This is a genomic window from Litorisediminicola beolgyonensis (assembly GCF_042679605.1).
Lineage (GTDB): Bacteria > Pseudomonadota > Alphaproteobacteria > Rhodobacterales > Rhodobacteraceae > Litorisediminicola > Litorisediminicola beolgyonensis.
Window position 1 is genome coordinate 1 of the sequence record NZ_JBHTMU010000059.1, and the last position, 14544, is coordinate 14544.

Below are 14544 nucleotides of genomic sequence, written 5' to 3' on the forward strand. Positions count from 1 at the left end.
CGCCCGCAAGCAGCGTCGCGCCCCGCCGTGCCGTGGCCCAGCCGAGGACCAGGACCGGCACCGCCAGCGCCGCGCCCATCCACCAGCTGGCCCGCCAGCCGATCAGCGCCGCGCCGAGCCGGGTCTGCCGGTCGGGGGCGATTCCGAACTGGTCGAACTTCAGCTCGGTGAAATAGGCCGGTCCGACCGAATAGCTGAGCTGGTTGTGGAGCACCCCGAAGAGCCCCGCCGTGATCACCGAGGCGGCGAAGATCAGAAGCGCGGCCAAGGGCTTAGCCATGATGCGCGGCCACGGTCTTGAGCGCGGTGAAGCCGTAGAGCGCCTCGAAGCCCTTTTCGCGGCCATGCCCCGATAGCCCGCGTCCGCCAAAGGGCAGCTCCACCCCGCCGCCCGCGCCATAGGTGTTCACGAAGACCTGCCCCGCGCGCAGCCGCTTGGCGAGCCGCATCTGCCGCGCGCCGTCGCGGGTCCAGACCGCGGCGACGAGCCCGTAGCGTGTGCCATTGGCGATGGCGACGGCCTCGTTCTCGGTCTCGAAAGGGATCAGCACCTGCACCGGGCCGAAGACCTCGTCCTGCGCCAGCGGGTGGTCGGGCGGGACCGGGCCGAAAAGCCGGGGGGCGATGTAATGCCCGCCTTGCGGCAGGTCAGCGGGCAGTTCGGGCGCGGCGAGGCAGGGCAGGTCGCGGGCCTCGTCCAGGAACGCCGCGACCCGCGCCTTCTGGCGCGCGCTGATCAGGGGTCCAAGCCCCGGATCCTCGAGCGCCGGGCCGATCTTGCGCGCGGCATAGGCCTCGGCCATCCGGCGCGCGACCTCGTCGAAGATTGGCGCGGCCACCAGGATCCGCGAGGCGGCCGAGCAGGTCTGGCCGCAATTCTGGAGCCCGGCGCCGACAAGCATCGGCAGGGCGGCGTCGAGATCGGCATCCTCGAAGACGAGCTGCGGCGACTTGCCGCCCAATTCCAGCGTGACCGGCACCGCGTTGGCGCTGGCGGCGGCCTGCACCGCCGCGCCGGTGGCGACCGAGCCGGTGAAGCTCAGATGGTCGATGCCGGGATGGGCGGCGAGCGCAGCTCCGGCCTCGGCCCCGAGCCCCGGCACGACGTTTAGGGCACCGGGAGGCAGGCCCGCGCGGCAGGCGATCTCGGCGAAGGCGAGCGCGGTCAGGCAGGCTTCCTCGGCGGGTTTCAGAACGCAGGCATTGCCGGCGGCCAGGGCTGCGCCGACCGAGCGGCCGATGATCTGCATCGGGTAGTTCCAGGGCACGATATGGCCCGTGACCCCGTGCGGCTCGCGCAGCGTGTAAACCGTGTAGCCGTCGAGATAGGGGAGCGTCTCGCCGTGCAGCTTGTCGGCGGCGCCCGCGTAGAACTCGAGGTAGCGCGCCAGCGCCAGCGCGTCGGCGCGGGCCTGGCCCAGGGGCTTGCCGACATCGCGCGCCTCGAGGAAGGCAAGGCGCTCGGTCTCGGCGGTGACGATGCGCGACATCTCCATCAGCCAGCGGCCGCGCTGGGCGGGCGCGGCGCGGCCCCAGGGACCGTCGAGCGCGGCGCGGGCGGCGGCGACGGCGTCGTCGATCTCGGATGCGCCGCCGCGGGCGATGCGGGCCAGGGCCTCTCCGGTCGAGGGATCGCTCAGCTCCAGCGTGTCGGGCGCGTCCAGCCACTCTCCGCCGATCAGAAGGCGGGACGGATCGAAGGGCAGATCAGGCAGCATGGTCTCCTCCTCCCTCTGCGCTGTCGGGATGGTCGGGCAGCCGCGGGGCCGCCTCCATCAGCGCGATCGTATAGGGGTGGCGCGGATTGTCGAAGAGGGTTTCGGTGGCCGCGTCCTCGACGATCTCGCCGTCCTTCAGGACCAGCACCCGGTCGGTGATGCCGCGCACCACCGAGAGATCATGCGAGATGAAGATGTAGCTCAGCCCGTAGCGGCGCGAGAGATCGGCGATCAGGTCGAGGATCTGCGCCCGCACCCGGACATCGAGAGCCGAGGTCGCCTCGTCGAAGAGGATGATCTCGGGATCGGTGATCAGCGCGCGGGCGATGGCGATGCGCTGGCGCTGCCCGCCCGAAAAGGCGTGGATGTGGCGGTCGGCGGCGGAGGGCTCGAGCCCGACATCGTTGAGCGCGCGGGCGATGCGCGCGTCGAGCGCCGCGCCGGTCGGCGCATCGGGCAGCCCGTGGAACGGCTCTGCCAGAAGGCGGCGGACGCGGTGGCGCGGATTGAAACTGCCATAGGGGTCCTGGAAGACCACCTGCATCCGCTTGGCCCCGGGCGCATCGGCAGCGAGCGCGATGGTGCCGCTGTCCACCGGGTCGAGCCCCAGAAGCGCGCGGGTGAGGGTGGATTTGCCCGACCCGCTCTCGCCCACGAGCCCCAGCCGCTCGCCGCGCCCGAGGGTGAAGCTCACATCCTTGAGCGCGGTCATGCGCGGACGCGGCGCGAAGGGCCGGGGGCGCGGCAGCGGATAGGTGCGGGTGAGACCCTTGACGGTCAGAAGCGGCATTTGCGCGTCCTGCGGCACCAGGTCGGCGCGATGGGCCGAGGCCTCGAAGAGCGCGCGGGTATAGGGATGGCGGCGCTCGGCGAAGACGGTCTTGGTGGGTCCCGTCTCGACCACCTCGCCCTTGTTCATCACCGCGATCCGGTCGGCCAGCCCATGCACGACGGCGAGGTCATGGGTGATCAGGAGAAGCCCCATCCCGTCCTCGCGCGCGAGCCGCTCCAGAAGCGACAAGATCCGCGCCTGCGTGGTGACATCGAGCGCGGTGGTCGGCTCGTCGGCGATCAGGAGACGCGGCGCCAGCACCGTGGCGATCGCGATGACCACCCTCTGCCGCTGCCCGCCCGAGAGCTCGTGGGGATAGCGGTCCATCGGGATCGCCTCGAGCCCCGCACGGTCCAATGCGCGGCGGGCGAGGTCCTCGGCCTTGCCCGGGGTCGCGGCGTGGATGCGCGCGGTCTCGGCCACCTGCGCGCCGATGGTCTGGACCGGGTTGAGCGCGGTCATCGGCTCCTGGAAGATCATCCCCATCGCCTTGCCCCTGAGCCCGCAGAGCCGCCGCTCGGACAGGCTCAGGAGGTCCTCGCCTCCGAGCCCCAGCGCCCCCGAGGTCTCCGCCCCGCGCGGCAGAAGTCCCATCGCCGCCAGCGCGGTCATCGACTTGCCCGACCCGCTCTCGCCCGTCAGCGCCACGATCTCGCCGGGGGCGACCGACAGCGACACCTCGCGCAGGATCTCGGTCTCGCCGATCCGCACCGACAGCCGGTCGATCTCCAGAAGGCTCATGCCCGCTCTCCCGAGAGCCGCGGATCGAGCCGGTCGCGCAACCCGTCGCCAAGAAGGTTCAGCCCCAAGACCATCAGCACGATGGCCAGCCCCGGCATCAGCGCCACATGCGGCGCGAGCGACACGAAGGTCTGCGCCTCCGCCAGCATCCGCCCCCAGGACGGGATCGGCGGCTGCGCGCCGAGACCCACATAGCTCAGCCCCGCCTCGGCGAGGATGCCGAGCGAGAACTGGATGGTGCCCTGCACGATCAGGAGATTGGCGAGGTTCGGCAGGATGTGCTCGGCCGAAATCCGCGCCGCGCCCTTGCCCGCCACCCGGGCAGAGAGGATGAACTCGCGGCTCCAGAGCGACAGCGCCGCGCCGCGCGTCAGCCGCGCAAAGACTGGGATGTTGAAGATGCCGATGGCGATGATCGCGTTCACCGCGCCCGGCCCGAAGACCGCCGTGATCAGGATCGCGATGACGAGGCTCGGGAAGGCGAAGACCAGATCGTTGCCGCGCATGATCAGCTCGTCGGTCCAACTGCCGCGCCGCGCCGCCGCCCAGAGGCCCAGCGGCACGCCCGCGCCCATGCCGATCCCGACCGCCACCAGCGCCACCGCGATCGAGGTGCGCGCGCCGACCATCAGCATCGAGAGGATGTCGCGGCCCATCTGGTCGGTCCCGAGCCAGTAGAGCGCCGAGGGCGCCTGCAGCCGGTCGGGGATCGACACGCCGTCGGTCGCATAGGGCGTCCAGACAAAGCTCACGGCGGCCGCCGCGAGGAAGATCGCGGTCAGGATCGCGCCGGGCAGGAGCGCGCGGATCATGTCCGCCGCCTCAGGCGCGGATCGACCGCCGCATAGGCGAGATCGGTCAGGAAGGTCACGAGGATCACCGCGAAGACCAGGAGCATCACCACCGACTCGACCACGATCAGGTCGCGCTGCGAGATCGCCTGGAAGATCAGCCGCCCGAGCCCCGGCAGGTAGAAGACCTGCTCGATGATGATCCCGCCCGCGATCAGGAACGAGAACTGCAGACCGATGATCGTCAGGACCGGGATCAGCGCGTTTCGCACCCCGTGCCGCCAGAGCGCCTGGCTCCGGCTCAGGCCCTTGGCGCGGGCGGTGCGGATGAAATCCTCGCCGAGGATGTCGATCAGCGCCGAGCGCATGACCCGCGCGAGGATCGCCGCCTGCGGCAGCGCCAGCGCGATGGCCGGGAGCGTCAGCGCCTTGAGCGCGGCGAGCGGGTCGGACCAGCCGGGAAAGCCTCCGGCCGAGAACCAGCCGAGCTTGATCGCGAAGAGGAAGGTCAGGAGCATCGCGAACCAGAAATTCGGGATCGCCACCCCGAGCTGCGTCGCGCCCATGACCGCCAGATCCGCGGGTCGCCCGCGCCGCGACGCCGCGATCACCCCCGCCGGGAACGCCAGCGCGGTCGACAGGGCCAGCGCGTAGAGCGCCAGCGGCAGCGAGATCCAGAGCCGGTCTGCGACCATCTCGGCGACCGGGGTGCGATAGGTGTAGGAGGTGCCGAAATCGCCGGTCAGCATGCCGCCGACCCAGGCGAGGTAGCGCTGCCAGACCGGCTGATCGAGCCCGAGCTCCGCCGAGAGCGCCGCGACCGTGTCGGGCTGGGCGTTGATTCCCAGCATGAAGCTCGCCGGATCGCCGGGAATCACCTCGACCACCAGGAAGATCACCGCGCTCGCGACCAGAAGACTGAGCGCCAGAGAGATCAGACGGCGGAGGGCAAAGGCGATCATGGCCCGAGCCTATGCGCGGCCAACCCTCTGGTCCAGCGCGGAAAACGCCCCTTGGGGTCGATGATTTTGCATTCCCGAGAGCCCGGGCATGCGCCGCGCAGCGGGGAAAGCTTTTGACCGAAAGCCTCGTGTCTGCATATATCGTGTCTGCACTAACTTTAGGCGAACCGATGAAGGAACGCGCTCTCACGCTGGATGACCAGCTCTGCTTTGCGCTCTACGCCGCTTCCAACGCGGTCGTACGGGCGTATCGGGGGCGTCTCGATGCCATCGGGCTCACCTATCCGCAGTACCTCGTGATGCTGGTGCTGTGGCAGGACGGACCGCAGAAGATGCGCAGGATCGCCGAACGGCTGATCCTGCCGGCGAATGCGATCACGCCCTTGGTGGACAGGCTCGTTGCGGCGGGCTTCGTGCGTCGGGTGCCGGATCCGAAGGACCGGCGCGCCGTGTGGATCGAGCTGACCGAGGCAGGGACCGCCCTGCACGACGCCAGCTCGCGCGCGCAGCAGGAGGTGGAATGCACGACCGGTCTGAACCGGGATGCGCTGGTCCATCTGCGCGAAGAACTCAGATCGCTCGTCGCGCGCATGGAAGGGTCGCGCGACGCCGACTGAGACAAGGTTCCTCCCTTGGGAGGACGCGCCCCGCAAGGGGCGCCGGCGCGGTCCGGAGAGGAGGCCGGACCGTGCTATTCATCCAGCACGATATCTCAGGGAGGAGTAGATAATCATGGCTGACGAGTCTCTGTTCGACCGCCTCGGCGGGTTTTACGGGATCGCGGGTGCGGTCGATGTTCTGGTCGACCGCCTCTATTCCAACGCGTCCGCCAACGCCAACCCGGCGGTCGACAAGTTCCACACCGAGGGCGGCCATGCCGGCTTCAAGTTCCTCGTGACCGCCTGGTCGATCGAGGAAACCGGTGGCCCCAAATGCTATCCCGGGCGCGACATGCGCGAGAGCCACGCGCATCTCAACGTGTCCGAGCAGGATTTCGACACCGTCCGCCTCGAGATCGCGGCGACCCTGTCCTATGTCGGCGTGCCGAAGCAGGAGCATGACGAGTTCATGGCGATCATCGACAGCTATCGCGACATGGTCGTCGATCCGGACAAGCGTATTGCAGCCGAGTGATCCGGCCCGGCCGCCACCGCCAGTGCCGTAATCAGTAACGGCCGGGCTGCACAAGGCGCCCGGCCGCTTTTACGGCTAAGACGTTCCCCTGCGGCGCCGGATCACTCGGTCCAGCGCACCTGCGCCAGCGGGTTGGCCTGCGTCGGCTGGTTGACCCAGAGCCCCTCGAGCCGTGCATCCGCCACGGTCGGATAGGCCAGCTGGAAGAGATAGGCGTTGACGTGATCCTCGGCGATCATCCTCTGCGCCGTCTTCAGAAGCTCCGAGCGCTCCGCCGGATCGGTGGTCGCGGTCAGCGTCTCGATCAGCGACTGAAACTCCGGGTTGTCATACTGGAAGTAGTAATCCGGCCGAGCATAGATATTGATGTCCATCGGCTCGGTATGGCTGACGATGGTCAGACCGAAATCCTTGCCGCGGAAGACCTCTTCCAGCCACTGCGCCCATTCGAGATTGGTGATCTCGGTCTCGATCCCGATCTCGCGCAGCTGCGCCGCGACGATCTCGCCGCCGCGCCGGGCATAGGAGGGCGGCGGCAGCTTCAGCGTGACCGTCACCCCTTCCGCGAGCCCCGCCTCGGCCATCAGCTCGCGCGCGCGGTCCGGGTTGTAGGGCGAGAGGTCCAGGAGATCGACATAGTCGGGATTGTGCGGCGCGAAATGCGTGCCGATCGGCACGCCCTGTCCGAACATCGCGCCCTGGATGATCGCATCGCGATCGACCGCCAGCGCCACCGCCTCGCGCACCAGCGGGTTGTCGAAGGGCGCGACCCCGTTGTTCATCGCGAGGATCGTCTCGCCCTCGGTCGAGCCCGTGGTCACGGTAAAGCGCGGGTCGGTCTCGAACTGCGGCAGGTTCTCGGGCGCCGGGAAGCCCGCGAAGGCGTCGATATCCTGCGCCATCATCGCCGCGAAGGCCGCCGTCGGGTCGGAGATGAACTTGAACCGCGCGGTCTCGAGCGCCGGGGCCGCGCCCCAGTAGTCGGCGTTGCGGGCCAGCTCGACCCGGTCGCCCTGCACCCATTCCGCGAAACGGAAGGGCCCCGTGCCGACCGGAGCGGATTTGATGGTCTCGATGCTCTCGGGCGCGACGATCACCGCATCGCCCCAGGCCAGATTAAAGAGAAACCCGCCATCGGGCGCCGACAGCGTCACCTCGACCGTCGCCGGATCGACCACCGTGACCTCCGAGATTCCCGCGAAAAGCGCCTTCTGCGCGTTCGTCGAATCCTCGGCCCGCGCCCGGTCGAGGCTGAACTTCACGTCCTCCGCGTCGAAGCCCGTGCCGTCATGGAAGCTCACGCCCTCGCGCAGGTGGAAGGTGTAGACCGTGCCGTCCTCGGAGATGTCCCAGCTCTCGGCAAGCGCCGGGACGACCGAGCCATCCGCCTCGAAGCGGGTCAGCCCCTCGAAGACATTGCTGTAAAGCACCGAGTCGATCGCACCCGCCGCGGCCGAGGTCGGATCGAGATGCGGCGGCTCGAGCTGGATCGCCAGCGTCAGGTCGGTGCTCTGGGCCCAGAGCGGCGCGGCCGACAGCATCAGCGCAAGGAAAGCGGGGCGGGCGGAGCGGATCATGGCGGGTCTCCCGGGCGATATGAGGTCTCGCGCTATCCTTTCCGTCTTTGTGAGCGCAATCAAGCAGGTCGCGCGCGGCTTATCCTTTGCCAGCGTCCCGGAGGCTGCTACGACCCCAGCCGACCGGAGCGGGGAGGACAGAGATGAGCGCCACGGCCAGAAAGACCGCGCCCATGCCGGATGACATCCGGGCGATGAAGGGCGGCACCCCCATCGTCAGCCTGACCGCCTATACCACGCCCATGGCGCAGATGATGGATGCGCATTGCGATTTCGTCCTGGTGGGCGACAGCGTCGGCATGGTCCTGCACGGCCTGACCTCGACCCTCGGCGTGACGATGGAGATGATGATCCTGCACGGCCAGGCGGTGCGCCGCGGTCTCTCCCGGGCGATGATGGTCGTGGACATGCCCTTCGGCTCCTACGAGGAAAGCCCGGCCCAGGCCTTCCGCAACGCCGCGCGGCTGATGGCCGAGACCGGCGCGGGCGCGGTCAAGCTCGAGGGCGGGCAGGCGATGGCCGAGACTATCGCCTTCCTGACCGCGCGCGGCGTGCCGGTCATGGCCCATGTCGGGCTGACGCCGCAGGCGATCAACACGCTCGGCGGCTACAAGGTGCAGGGCCGCGGCGCCGCCGCCGAGACGCTTCTCGCCGATGCCCGCGCCGTGGCGGGGGCGGGCGCCTTCGCCGTGGTGCTCGAGAAGATCCCCGAGACCCTCTCGGACCGGATCACCGCCGAGCTTGCCATCCCCACCATCGGCATCGGTGCGAGCGCCGGATGCGACGGTCAGATCCTCGTGGTCGACGACATGCTGGGGCTCTTCACCGCCTTCAAACCGAAATTCGTCAAGCGCTACGCGAGCCTCGGCACCGATGGCGAGGCCGCCATCGCCGACTACGCGCGCGAGGTCCGGGCGCGAAGCTTCCCCGGCCCCGAACATGTCTTCGGCGACACCGCCCCCGGAGCCGCCCGGTGAGCGCCCCGATCCTGCGCGACCTGGACGATCTGCGCGCCGCCGTCTCGGACTGGAAATCGCACGGCGACCGCGTCGCCGTGGTCCCGACCATGGGCGCGCTCCATGCCGGGCATCTGAGCCTCGTCGAGGCCGCAAAATCCGCCGCCGACCGGGTGATCGTGACGATCTTCGTCAATCCCAAGCAGTTCAACCGCCCCGAAGATCTGGAAAATTACCCCCGGACCGAGATCGAGGATGCCGAAAAGCTCGCCCCCCTCGGGATCGACGCGCTTTTCGTGCCCGGCCCAGAGACCGTCTACCCGCCGGGCTTCGCCACCACCGTCTCGGTCGCGGGGCTGACGGATGTGCTCTGCGGTGCGCACCGGCCCGGCCATTTCGACGGGGTCGCCACGGTGGTGACCAAGCTCTTCCTGATGACCGGCGCCGATATCGCCTGTTTCGGCGAGAAGGATTTCCAGCAGCTACAGGTGGTCCGCCGCCTCGCCCGCGATCTCGATATCCCGATCGAGATCCAGGGCTGCCCCACGGTCCGCGATCCCGACGGGCTGGCGCTGTCGTCGCGCAACCAGCGCCTGACCGACGAAGGCCGCGCCGCCGCACCCGCTTTGGCACAAGAGATGGCGCGCATGGCCGAGGGTCTCCTTGCCGGGGGAGGCGCCACGGATCTGGCCCGCGACGCCGCGGTCCGCCTCCTCGCCGCGGGCTTCACCGAGGTCGAGTATCTCGAGCTCCGCGCCCTCGACGATCTCCGCCAGCTCGAGGCAGCCGAAGCGCCCGCCCGCCTCTTCGCCGCCGCCTGGATCGACGGCGTGCGGCTGATCGACAATATCGCGGTCGGGTAGGCCGGGCGCGCCCGCACCAAAGCGTGAGCCCACCCGCGCGCTGCGTCCATCAAAGGTTAAGCGCCGCCCCCCTTTAGGCTTCTTCTTTTTCCAAATACCGCTCGGGGGAGCCCGAGGGGGCAGACGGCCCCCTCGGTCCCGCAGGTCTCACGCGGGCAGGAGCAGCCGTTCCAGGACCCGGCCCATCACCCGCGCCGAATCGAGCATGTCGGTCACGCCGATCCATTCGTCCGGCTTGTGCGCCAGCTCCAGATGCCCCGGTCCGTAGGCGATGCAGTTCTTCAGCCGCCCGATCCGGTCGATATGCTTCTGGTCGTAGCTCCCCGGCGACGCGATCTGCGCCGCCTCGCGCCCGAGCGCCTCGCGGATCGCGGCTTCGGTGACGGTCACCACGGGCGCATCGGGCGGGGTCTGGGTCGGGTCGATGCGGTTCAGATCGCGCAGGCGATACTCGAAGCCCGGGCGGCGCTCCTTGAGCGCGTCGAGCACCGCGATGACCTCCTCGCGCACCGCGTCGTAGCTCTCCTCGATCAAAAACCGGCGGTCGATGATCAGGCGGCAGCTGTCGGGCACGCAGGGCGCGGGCAGGCCGGTATAGCCGGTCTCCTCGGCCTCGCCGCCATGCAGGGAATTGAGGTTCAGCGTCGGCTGGCGCGCGCCGTCGGGGATCACCGGCATCTCGGTCCGCCGCTCGGCCAGCGCGGGGAAGAGCTGCTCCTCGAAGGCCGCGATCACCGCGCCCATGTGGCGGACCGCGCAATCGCCGAGGAACGGCATCGAGCCGTGGGCGATCTCGCCCAGCGTCTCGATCTCGGCCCACCAGCCGCCGCGATGGCCGACGCAGATGCGGTCCTTGCCGAGCGGCTCGGGGATGATCACGTGCTGGACGCGGGCGGGATCGAACCAGCCCTCCTGGGCCAGATGCGCGACGCCGCCATAGCCGCCGGATTCCTCGTCGGCGGTGCCCGAGATCTCGATGGCGCCCGCGAACTCGGGATATTCCTCCAGGAACGCCTCGGCGGCGATGATCGAGGCGGCGAGCCCGCCCTTCATGTCGCAGGAGCCGCGTCCGTAGAGGCGGTCTCCGTCAAGCTCGCCGCCGAAGGGATCGCGGGTCCAGCCTTCGCCCACCGTGACGACGTCGTGGTGCGAGTTGAAATGCACGCATTCGCCGGGGCGGGTCCCCTCGATCCGGACGACGATGTTCCAGCGCGGATGGCGGTCGCTGTCGCCGGGCGCGCCCTCGGCGCGGATGCGGGTGCAGGTGAAGCCCTTCGCCGCGAGGCGGCGGTCGAGAAAGGCGCAGATCGCGTCGTAATTCTCGCCCGGAGGATTGCGGGTCGGGATGCGGATCAGGTCCTGGGTCAGGGCGATCAGGTCGTCGCGCTTGGCCTCGATCCGGGCGGCGAGGGCGTCTGTCATGCTGGGCTCCGTCACAGTTGACAGCAGTCAACTCTGTGCATTTCCGGATCGCAAGGGCTTGGGCGGCAATAGGTGTTTCTTGGAAAAAGCGCCGTTTTTCGCCGCCGCTTTCGCGGGCGGTAAGGGCGGGCAGTCAGGGCGGCCGCTCAGGGCAGGGGAGGCAGGCGGAGGAGGTCGGTCGCGCCGATGCGCGCCACGCCATCGGCGATCGTCAGCGTGACCGGCGCGTCGCGAAGGGGCTCGGGCAGGGGGGCGACCGGATCGGCGTCGGGGGCGGGGTCGAGGGTGAGGCGGCCGCGCAACTGGCGGTCGCTTCCGGCCTCGAGCCGACCGGTGATCGTGAAGGAGACCCCGTCCACGAGGAGCGTGCCGTCGCTGATCTCGATCCAGTCGGCGGTCGGAAGCTGCACCCGTCCGGCGAGGCGCAGCGCGTCGAGCCGGAGGCCCTCTTCTGTCGTGACGGGGCCTGTGGCGACGGCGAAATCGGCGGCCTGCGGCGTCACCGGCGTCAGCGCGGCGCGGGGTTCGGAGAGGCGGAGCGTGGTGCCGCCGGGGGCCGTCATCTCGACCCGGGCGGCTTCGGCGACGACCCGCCCGGGCGCGGGCGTCTCGCCGCGCACGACCGAGGCGCGCATCGCGTCGGTCGCGACGCGCCAGATCTCCGAGCCCGCGGCGATCTCCTGTTCGGGGGGCAGGGCGAGGATCAGGTGATCCTTGGAATAGACCAGCTGAAGAATTTGCAGAAGCGCGCCGCTCCAGCGCAGCCCGCCCGAGGACAGTTCGGGATCGAGGAGGGTCACATCGACCCGGTTCGGGAAGCCCTGGACCTCGATCCCTCGGGCGGAAGCCCAGGGGGTGGCGTCGAGCCAGGCCTGCGTGTCGGCCTCGATCCGGGCGCTCTGCTGCCACCAATAGCCGGACCAGAGCGCCCCGAGCGCCAGCACGATCAGCGTCAACACCCTCAGCATGGCGATCCCCTTTCACTGGCGCGTGGATTGGTGTTTACAACCGGCCAAAGCGAAGGACCAGCACCATGACCCTGTGGGTATTCGGCTACGCCTCCCTGCTCTGGAACCCCGGTTTCGACGTGGTCGAGACCCGCAAGGCGCGCCTTCAGGGCTACCGCCGGAGCTTCTGCATGCGCTCGATCCACCATCGCGGTACGCCCGAGGAGCCGGGGCTCGTCATGGCGCTCGATCCCGACGAGACGACCTGCTGCGACGGGCTGGCGCTGGCCGCGCCTGACGCGCAGCAGGACGAGGTGCTGGCCTATCTGCGCGACCGGGAGCTGATCTCCTCGGCCTATCTCGAACGCCTCGTGCCGCTGACGCTGGAAGGCGGCGAGGAGATCACCGCGCTGGCCTATGTGATCGACCCCGACCACGTCCAGTATTGCGGGGGGCTGCCGCTCGAGGAACAGGCGCAGATCATCGCGCGGGCGGTTGGCGGACGCGGACCCAATACCGAGTATCTCCTCAATACTGTCGATCATCTGGAAACACTCGGCGTCCGCGACGCGGACTTGTCCTGGCTGGCCGAACGGGTGCGCAACCTCGCCGCGTAAACGCTTGGCTTTGCTGGAAAGGGTCTCTAGGCTCCTCTCACTGGGACAGAGGACAGGATCACTCCGGGAAGGGGCCAAATGGATCACGCCGATCTCGAGGCCAGGGCGCATTTCTCGCAACCGATCCGCCAGATCATCCTGATGCTGGCGGTGCTCGGCCTGTCGGGCGCGGGCGCGGTTCTGGCATTGCCCCGGGTCCTGCCGGTTTTCGAGGCCAATCCCTGGCTCAACGGGTTCATCCTGATCGTCTTCGTGATCGGGGTCCTGTCCTGCTTCTGGCAGGTGGTGCAGCTGATGGGCTCGGTCCGCTGGATCGAGACCTTCGTGACCGCGCCGGACACACGGTTTCCGCAGACGCCGCCGCAGCTTCTGGCGCCGCTCGCGGCGCTTCTGCGCAAGCGCGGCAAGCGGATGCAGATCACCACGACCTCGACGCGGTCGATCCTCGATTCGGTGGCGCAGCGTATCGACGAGATGCGCGAGATCACGCGCTACATCGTGTCGCTGCTGATCTTTCTCGGTCTTCTGGGCACGTTCTACGGGCTCGCGACGACGGTGCCGGCGCTTGTCGACACGATCCGCGGGCTGGCCCCGCAGGAGGGCGAGAGCGGCGTCGCGGTCTTCTCGCGGCTGATGAACGGGTTGGAAAGCCAGCTGGGCGGCATGGGCGTGGCCTTTGCCTCGTCGCTTCTGGGTCTCGCCGGATCGCTGATCGTGGGGCTTCTGGAGCTCTTCGCCGGGCACGGGCAGAACCGGTTCTACCGCGAGCTCGAGGAATGGCTGTCCTCGATCACCCGGATCGGGTTTTCCTCGGACGGCGCAGAGGGCGAGGGCGCGGGCGAGATCACCGGCATGGCGGTGGTGCTCGAACAGGTGGCCGAGCAGTTCGAGGTCATGGGCCAGCTCTACACCCGCGCCGAGGACAACCGCGCCGAGGTCGACGCGCGGCTCGGCCAGCTCGCCGATGCGATCGAGCGGATGACCGAACGGATGGACGCGACCGCGCCGTCCTCGCACGGGCTGGCGCGTATCGCCGAGGGGCAGGAGCGGCTGATCGACGTGCTCGAGCGGCGCGAGGGTGGCGGCGATGGCGGGATGGATGCCGAGAGCCGGATGCGGCTGCGCTCCATCGACGTGCAGATGCTGCGCATCCTCGAAGAGATCTCGGCGGGGCGGCAGGAAAGCATGGCCGAGCTTCGGACCGAGATCGCCGCGCTCAACCGCACGATCGGGCAGATGGGACGCCGCGCCGAGCCGGTGCGCGCCACCGTGGTCCGTCCGCTCACCAAGCACCCGAAGGAGGGCTGATCGATGGCGCTCGCGCGGCGCGGCGGTCAGAAGTTCCAGGCCTCGATCTGGCCGGGATTCGTCGATGCGATGACCGGGCTTCTGCTGGTGCTGATGTTCGTGCTGACCATCTTCATGGTGGTGCAGGCGGTGCTGCGCGAGACGATCACCGGGCAGGAGAGCGAGCTGTCGAACCTTGCCGCCGAGGTCGCGGCTCTGGCCGAGACGCTGGGTCTCGAAGAGGCCAAGACCGCGGCGCTGTCGGACCAGATGGGCGCGCTGGCCGCGACGCTCGACGACCGCGAGGCGCGGCTGGCGCAGCAGCGGCAGCTGATCGCGAGCCTGACCGAGGAGCGCGATGCGCAAGGGGCGGCGCTGGCGCAGGCGGAGACACGGATCGAGGATTTCGAGACGCAGGTCGCGGCGCTTCTGGCGGGGCAGACAGAGCGCGACGAGACCATCGCGGCGCTCAATGCCGATGCCGAGGAGCTGGCGGCGGCGCGGGACGAGGCGCTGTCGGAGCGCGACGAGCTGAACCTCGCCTTGGCGCGGGCGCGTTCGGAGATCGACGCGGGCACCGAAGCGGCCCGGCTGGCGGCGGCGCGGCGCGAGGCGCTGGAGGCGCTGGTCGAGGATCTGCGCGGCCAGAACGCCGATCAGGAGGCGCGGATCGGGGCGCTCTCGGGCGAGGTCGACA

General features: G+C 69.4%; 14 protein-coding genes and 1 pseudogene. 7 read left to right on the forward strand and 8 right to left on the reverse strand.

What is annotated here, in order from left to right:
* The 5 genes from ACFQ4E_RS19445 to ACFQ4E_RS19465 form a co-directional block, all read right to left on the reverse strand.
* Window positions 1-280 (reverse strand): hypothetical protein (locus ACFQ4E_RS19445; protein WP_386806199.1); only part of this gene is annotated, 280 nt, incomplete at its 3' end.
* Window positions 273-1718: an aldehyde dehydrogenase family protein gene (locus ACFQ4E_RS19450; protein WP_386806200.1), complete on the reverse strand. Its 1446-nt coding sequence runs from the start codon at window positions 1716-1718 to the stop codon at window positions 273-275. The genes ACFQ4E_RS19450 and ACFQ4E_RS19445, both read right to left, overlap by 8 nt.
* Window positions 1708-3291 (reverse strand): dipeptide ABC transporter ATP-binding protein, encoded by a 1584-nt coding sequence (locus ACFQ4E_RS19455; protein ID WP_386806201.1) that lies wholly within the window; start codon window positions 3289-3291, stop codon window positions 1708-1710. The genes ACFQ4E_RS19450 and ACFQ4E_RS19455 overlap by 11 nt, the downstream gene beginning before the upstream one ends.
* Window positions 3288-4103 (reverse strand): ABC transporter permease, encoded by an 816-nt coding sequence (locus tag ACFQ4E_RS19460; protein ID WP_386806202.1) that lies wholly within the window; start codon window positions 4101-4103, stop codon window positions 3288-3290. Before ACFQ4E_RS19460 ends, ACFQ4E_RS19455 begins: the two co-directional genes overlap by 4 nt.
* A complete protein-coding gene (locus ACFQ4E_RS19465) occupies window positions 4100-5044 on the reverse strand; it encodes an ABC transporter permease (RefSeq protein WP_386806203.1) in 945 nt (314 codons plus the stop codon). The genes ACFQ4E_RS19460 and ACFQ4E_RS19465 overlap by 4 nt, the downstream gene beginning before the upstream one ends.
* Window positions 5045-5214: 170 nt before the next feature.
* On the opposite strand from ACFQ4E_RS19465, the gene ACFQ4E_RS19470 reads away from it, so the two are divergent.
* Both ACFQ4E_RS19470 and ACFQ4E_RS19475 read left to right on the forward strand, forming a co-directional pair.
* The gene (locus ACFQ4E_RS19470) at window positions 5215-5661 is read left to right on the forward strand and encodes a MarR family winged helix-turn-helix transcriptional regulator (RefSeq protein ID WP_386806204.1); all 447 of its coding nucleotides are present in this window, start codon (window positions 5215-5217) and stop codon (window positions 5659-5661) included.
* Between the two features lie 115 nt (window positions 5662-5776).
* On the forward strand, window positions 5777-6178 hold the full coding sequence (locus ACFQ4E_RS19475; RefSeq protein ID WP_386806205.1) for a group I truncated hemoglobin: 402 nt from the start codon (window positions 5777-5779) through the stop codon (window positions 6176-6178).
* Between the two features lie 101 nt (window positions 6179-6279).
* Here ACFQ4E_RS19475 and ACFQ4E_RS19480 read toward each other — a convergent pair whose 3' ends face one another.
* Complete coding sequence (locus ACFQ4E_RS19480) at window positions 6280-7719, reverse strand: ABC transporter substrate-binding protein (protein ID WP_386806212.1); 1440 nt, start codon at window positions 7717-7719, stop codon at window positions 6280-6282.
* 179 nt (window positions 7720-7898) lie between these two features.
* Between ACFQ4E_RS19480 and panB the strand changes: the two genes are divergently transcribed.
* Both panB and panC read left to right on the forward strand, forming a co-directional pair.
* Window positions 7899-8732: a 3-methyl-2-oxobutanoate hydroxymethyltransferase gene (gene panB / locus ACFQ4E_RS19485; RefSeq protein WP_386806206.1), complete on the forward strand. Its 834-nt coding sequence runs from the start codon at window positions 7899-7901 to the stop codon at window positions 8730-8732.
* On the forward strand, window positions 8729-9574 hold the full coding sequence (gene panC, locus ACFQ4E_RS19490) for a pantoate--beta-alanine ligase (RefSeq protein WP_386806207.1): 846 nt from the start codon (window positions 8729-8731) through the stop codon (window positions 9572-9574). The genes panB and panC overlap by 4 nt, the downstream gene beginning before the upstream one ends.
* 147 nt (window positions 9575-9721) lie before the next feature.
* Here the strand turns inward: panC and ACFQ4E_RS19495 are convergent, their stop codons facing one another.
* Window positions 9722-10996 carry an acetylornithine deacetylase/succinyl-diaminopimelate desuccinylase family protein gene (locus ACFQ4E_RS19495; RefSeq protein WP_386806208.1) on the reverse strand — a complete coding sequence of 425 codons (1275 nt, stop codon included), beginning with the start codon at window positions 10994-10996 and terminating at the stop codon, window positions 9722-9724.
* Window positions 10997-11142: 146 nt separating this feature from the next.
* The gene (locus tag ACFQ4E_RS19500) at window positions 11143-11964 is read right to left on the reverse strand and encodes a DUF2125 domain-containing protein (protein WP_386806209.1); all 822 of its coding nucleotides are present in this window, start codon (window positions 11962-11964) and stop codon (window positions 11143-11145) included.
* 65 nt (window positions 11965-12029) lie between these two features.
* Here ACFQ4E_RS19500 and ACFQ4E_RS19505 point away from each other — a divergent pair, with 65 nt between their 5' ends.
* From ACFQ4E_RS19505 to ACFQ4E_RS19515, 3 genes and pseudogenes are all read left to right on the forward strand, one after another.
* The gene (locus ACFQ4E_RS19505) at window positions 12030-12560 is read left to right on the forward strand and encodes a gamma-glutamylcyclotransferase (RefSeq protein WP_386806210.1); all 531 of its coding nucleotides are present in this window, start codon (window positions 12030-12032) and stop codon (window positions 12558-12560) included.
* Window positions 12561-12638: 78 nt separating this feature from the next.
* Entirely contained in the window at window positions 12639-13868 is a 1230-nt protein-coding gene (locus ACFQ4E_RS19510) for a biopolymer transporter ExbB (protein ID WP_386806211.1), read from the forward strand.
* 3 nt (window positions 13869-13871) lie between these two features.
* Window positions 13872-14544: pseudogene (locus tag ACFQ4E_RS19515) on the forward strand (peptidoglycan -binding protein); the annotation flags it as partial.

What these genes read in the sequence shown, in the direction of transcription:
- ACFQ4E_RS19470 (WP_386806204.1), top strand. Translation starts at nt 5,215, where the DNA reads ATGAAGGAACGCGCTCTCACGCTGGATGACCAGCTCTGCTTTGCGCTC.
- ACFQ4E_RS19465 (WP_386806203.1), bottom strand. Translation starts at nt 5,044, where the DNA reads ATGATCGCCTTTGCCCTCCGCCGTCTGATCTCTCTGGCGCTCAGTCTT.
- ACFQ4E_RS19480 (WP_386806212.1), bottom strand. Translation starts at nt 7,719, where the DNA reads ATGCTGTCGGCCGCGCCGCTCTGGGCCCAGAGCACCGACCTGACGCTG.
- ACFQ4E_RS19460 (WP_386806202.1), bottom strand. Translation starts at nt 4,103, where the DNA reads ATGATCCGCGCGCTCCTGCCCGGCGCGATCCTGACCGCGATCTTCCTC.
- ACFQ4E_RS19500 (WP_386806209.1), bottom strand. Translation starts at nt 11,964, where the DNA reads ATGCTGAGGGTGTTGACGCTGATCGTGCTGGCGCTCGGGGCGCTCTGG.
- ACFQ4E_RS19455 (WP_386806201.1), bottom strand. Translation starts at nt 3,291, where the DNA reads ATGAGCCTTCTGGAGATCGACCGGCTGTCGGTGCGGATCGGCGAGACC.
- ACFQ4E_RS19510 (WP_386806211.1), top strand. Translation starts at nt 12,639, where the DNA reads ATGGATCACGCCGATCTCGAGGCCAGGGCGCATTTCTCGCAACCGATC.
- ACFQ4E_RS19505 (WP_386806210.1), top strand. Translation starts at nt 12,030, where the DNA reads ATGACCCTGTGGGTATTCGGCTACGCCTCCCTGCTCTGGAACCCCGGT.
- ACFQ4E_RS19475 (WP_386806205.1), top strand. Translation starts at nt 5,777, where the DNA reads ATGGCTGACGAGTCTCTGTTCGACCGCCTCGGCGGGTTTTACGGGATC.
- ACFQ4E_RS19450 (WP_386806200.1), bottom strand. Translation starts at nt 1,718, where the DNA reads ATGCTGCCTGATCTGCCCTTCGATCCGTCCCGCCTTCTGATCGGCGGA.
- panB (WP_386806206.1), top strand. Translation starts at nt 7,899, where the DNA reads ATGAGCGCCACGGCCAGAAAGACCGCGCCCATGCCGGATGACATCCGG.
- ACFQ4E_RS19495 (WP_386806208.1), bottom strand. Translation starts at nt 10,996, where the DNA reads ATGACAGACGCCCTCGCCGCCCGGATCGAGGCCAAGCGCGACGACCTG.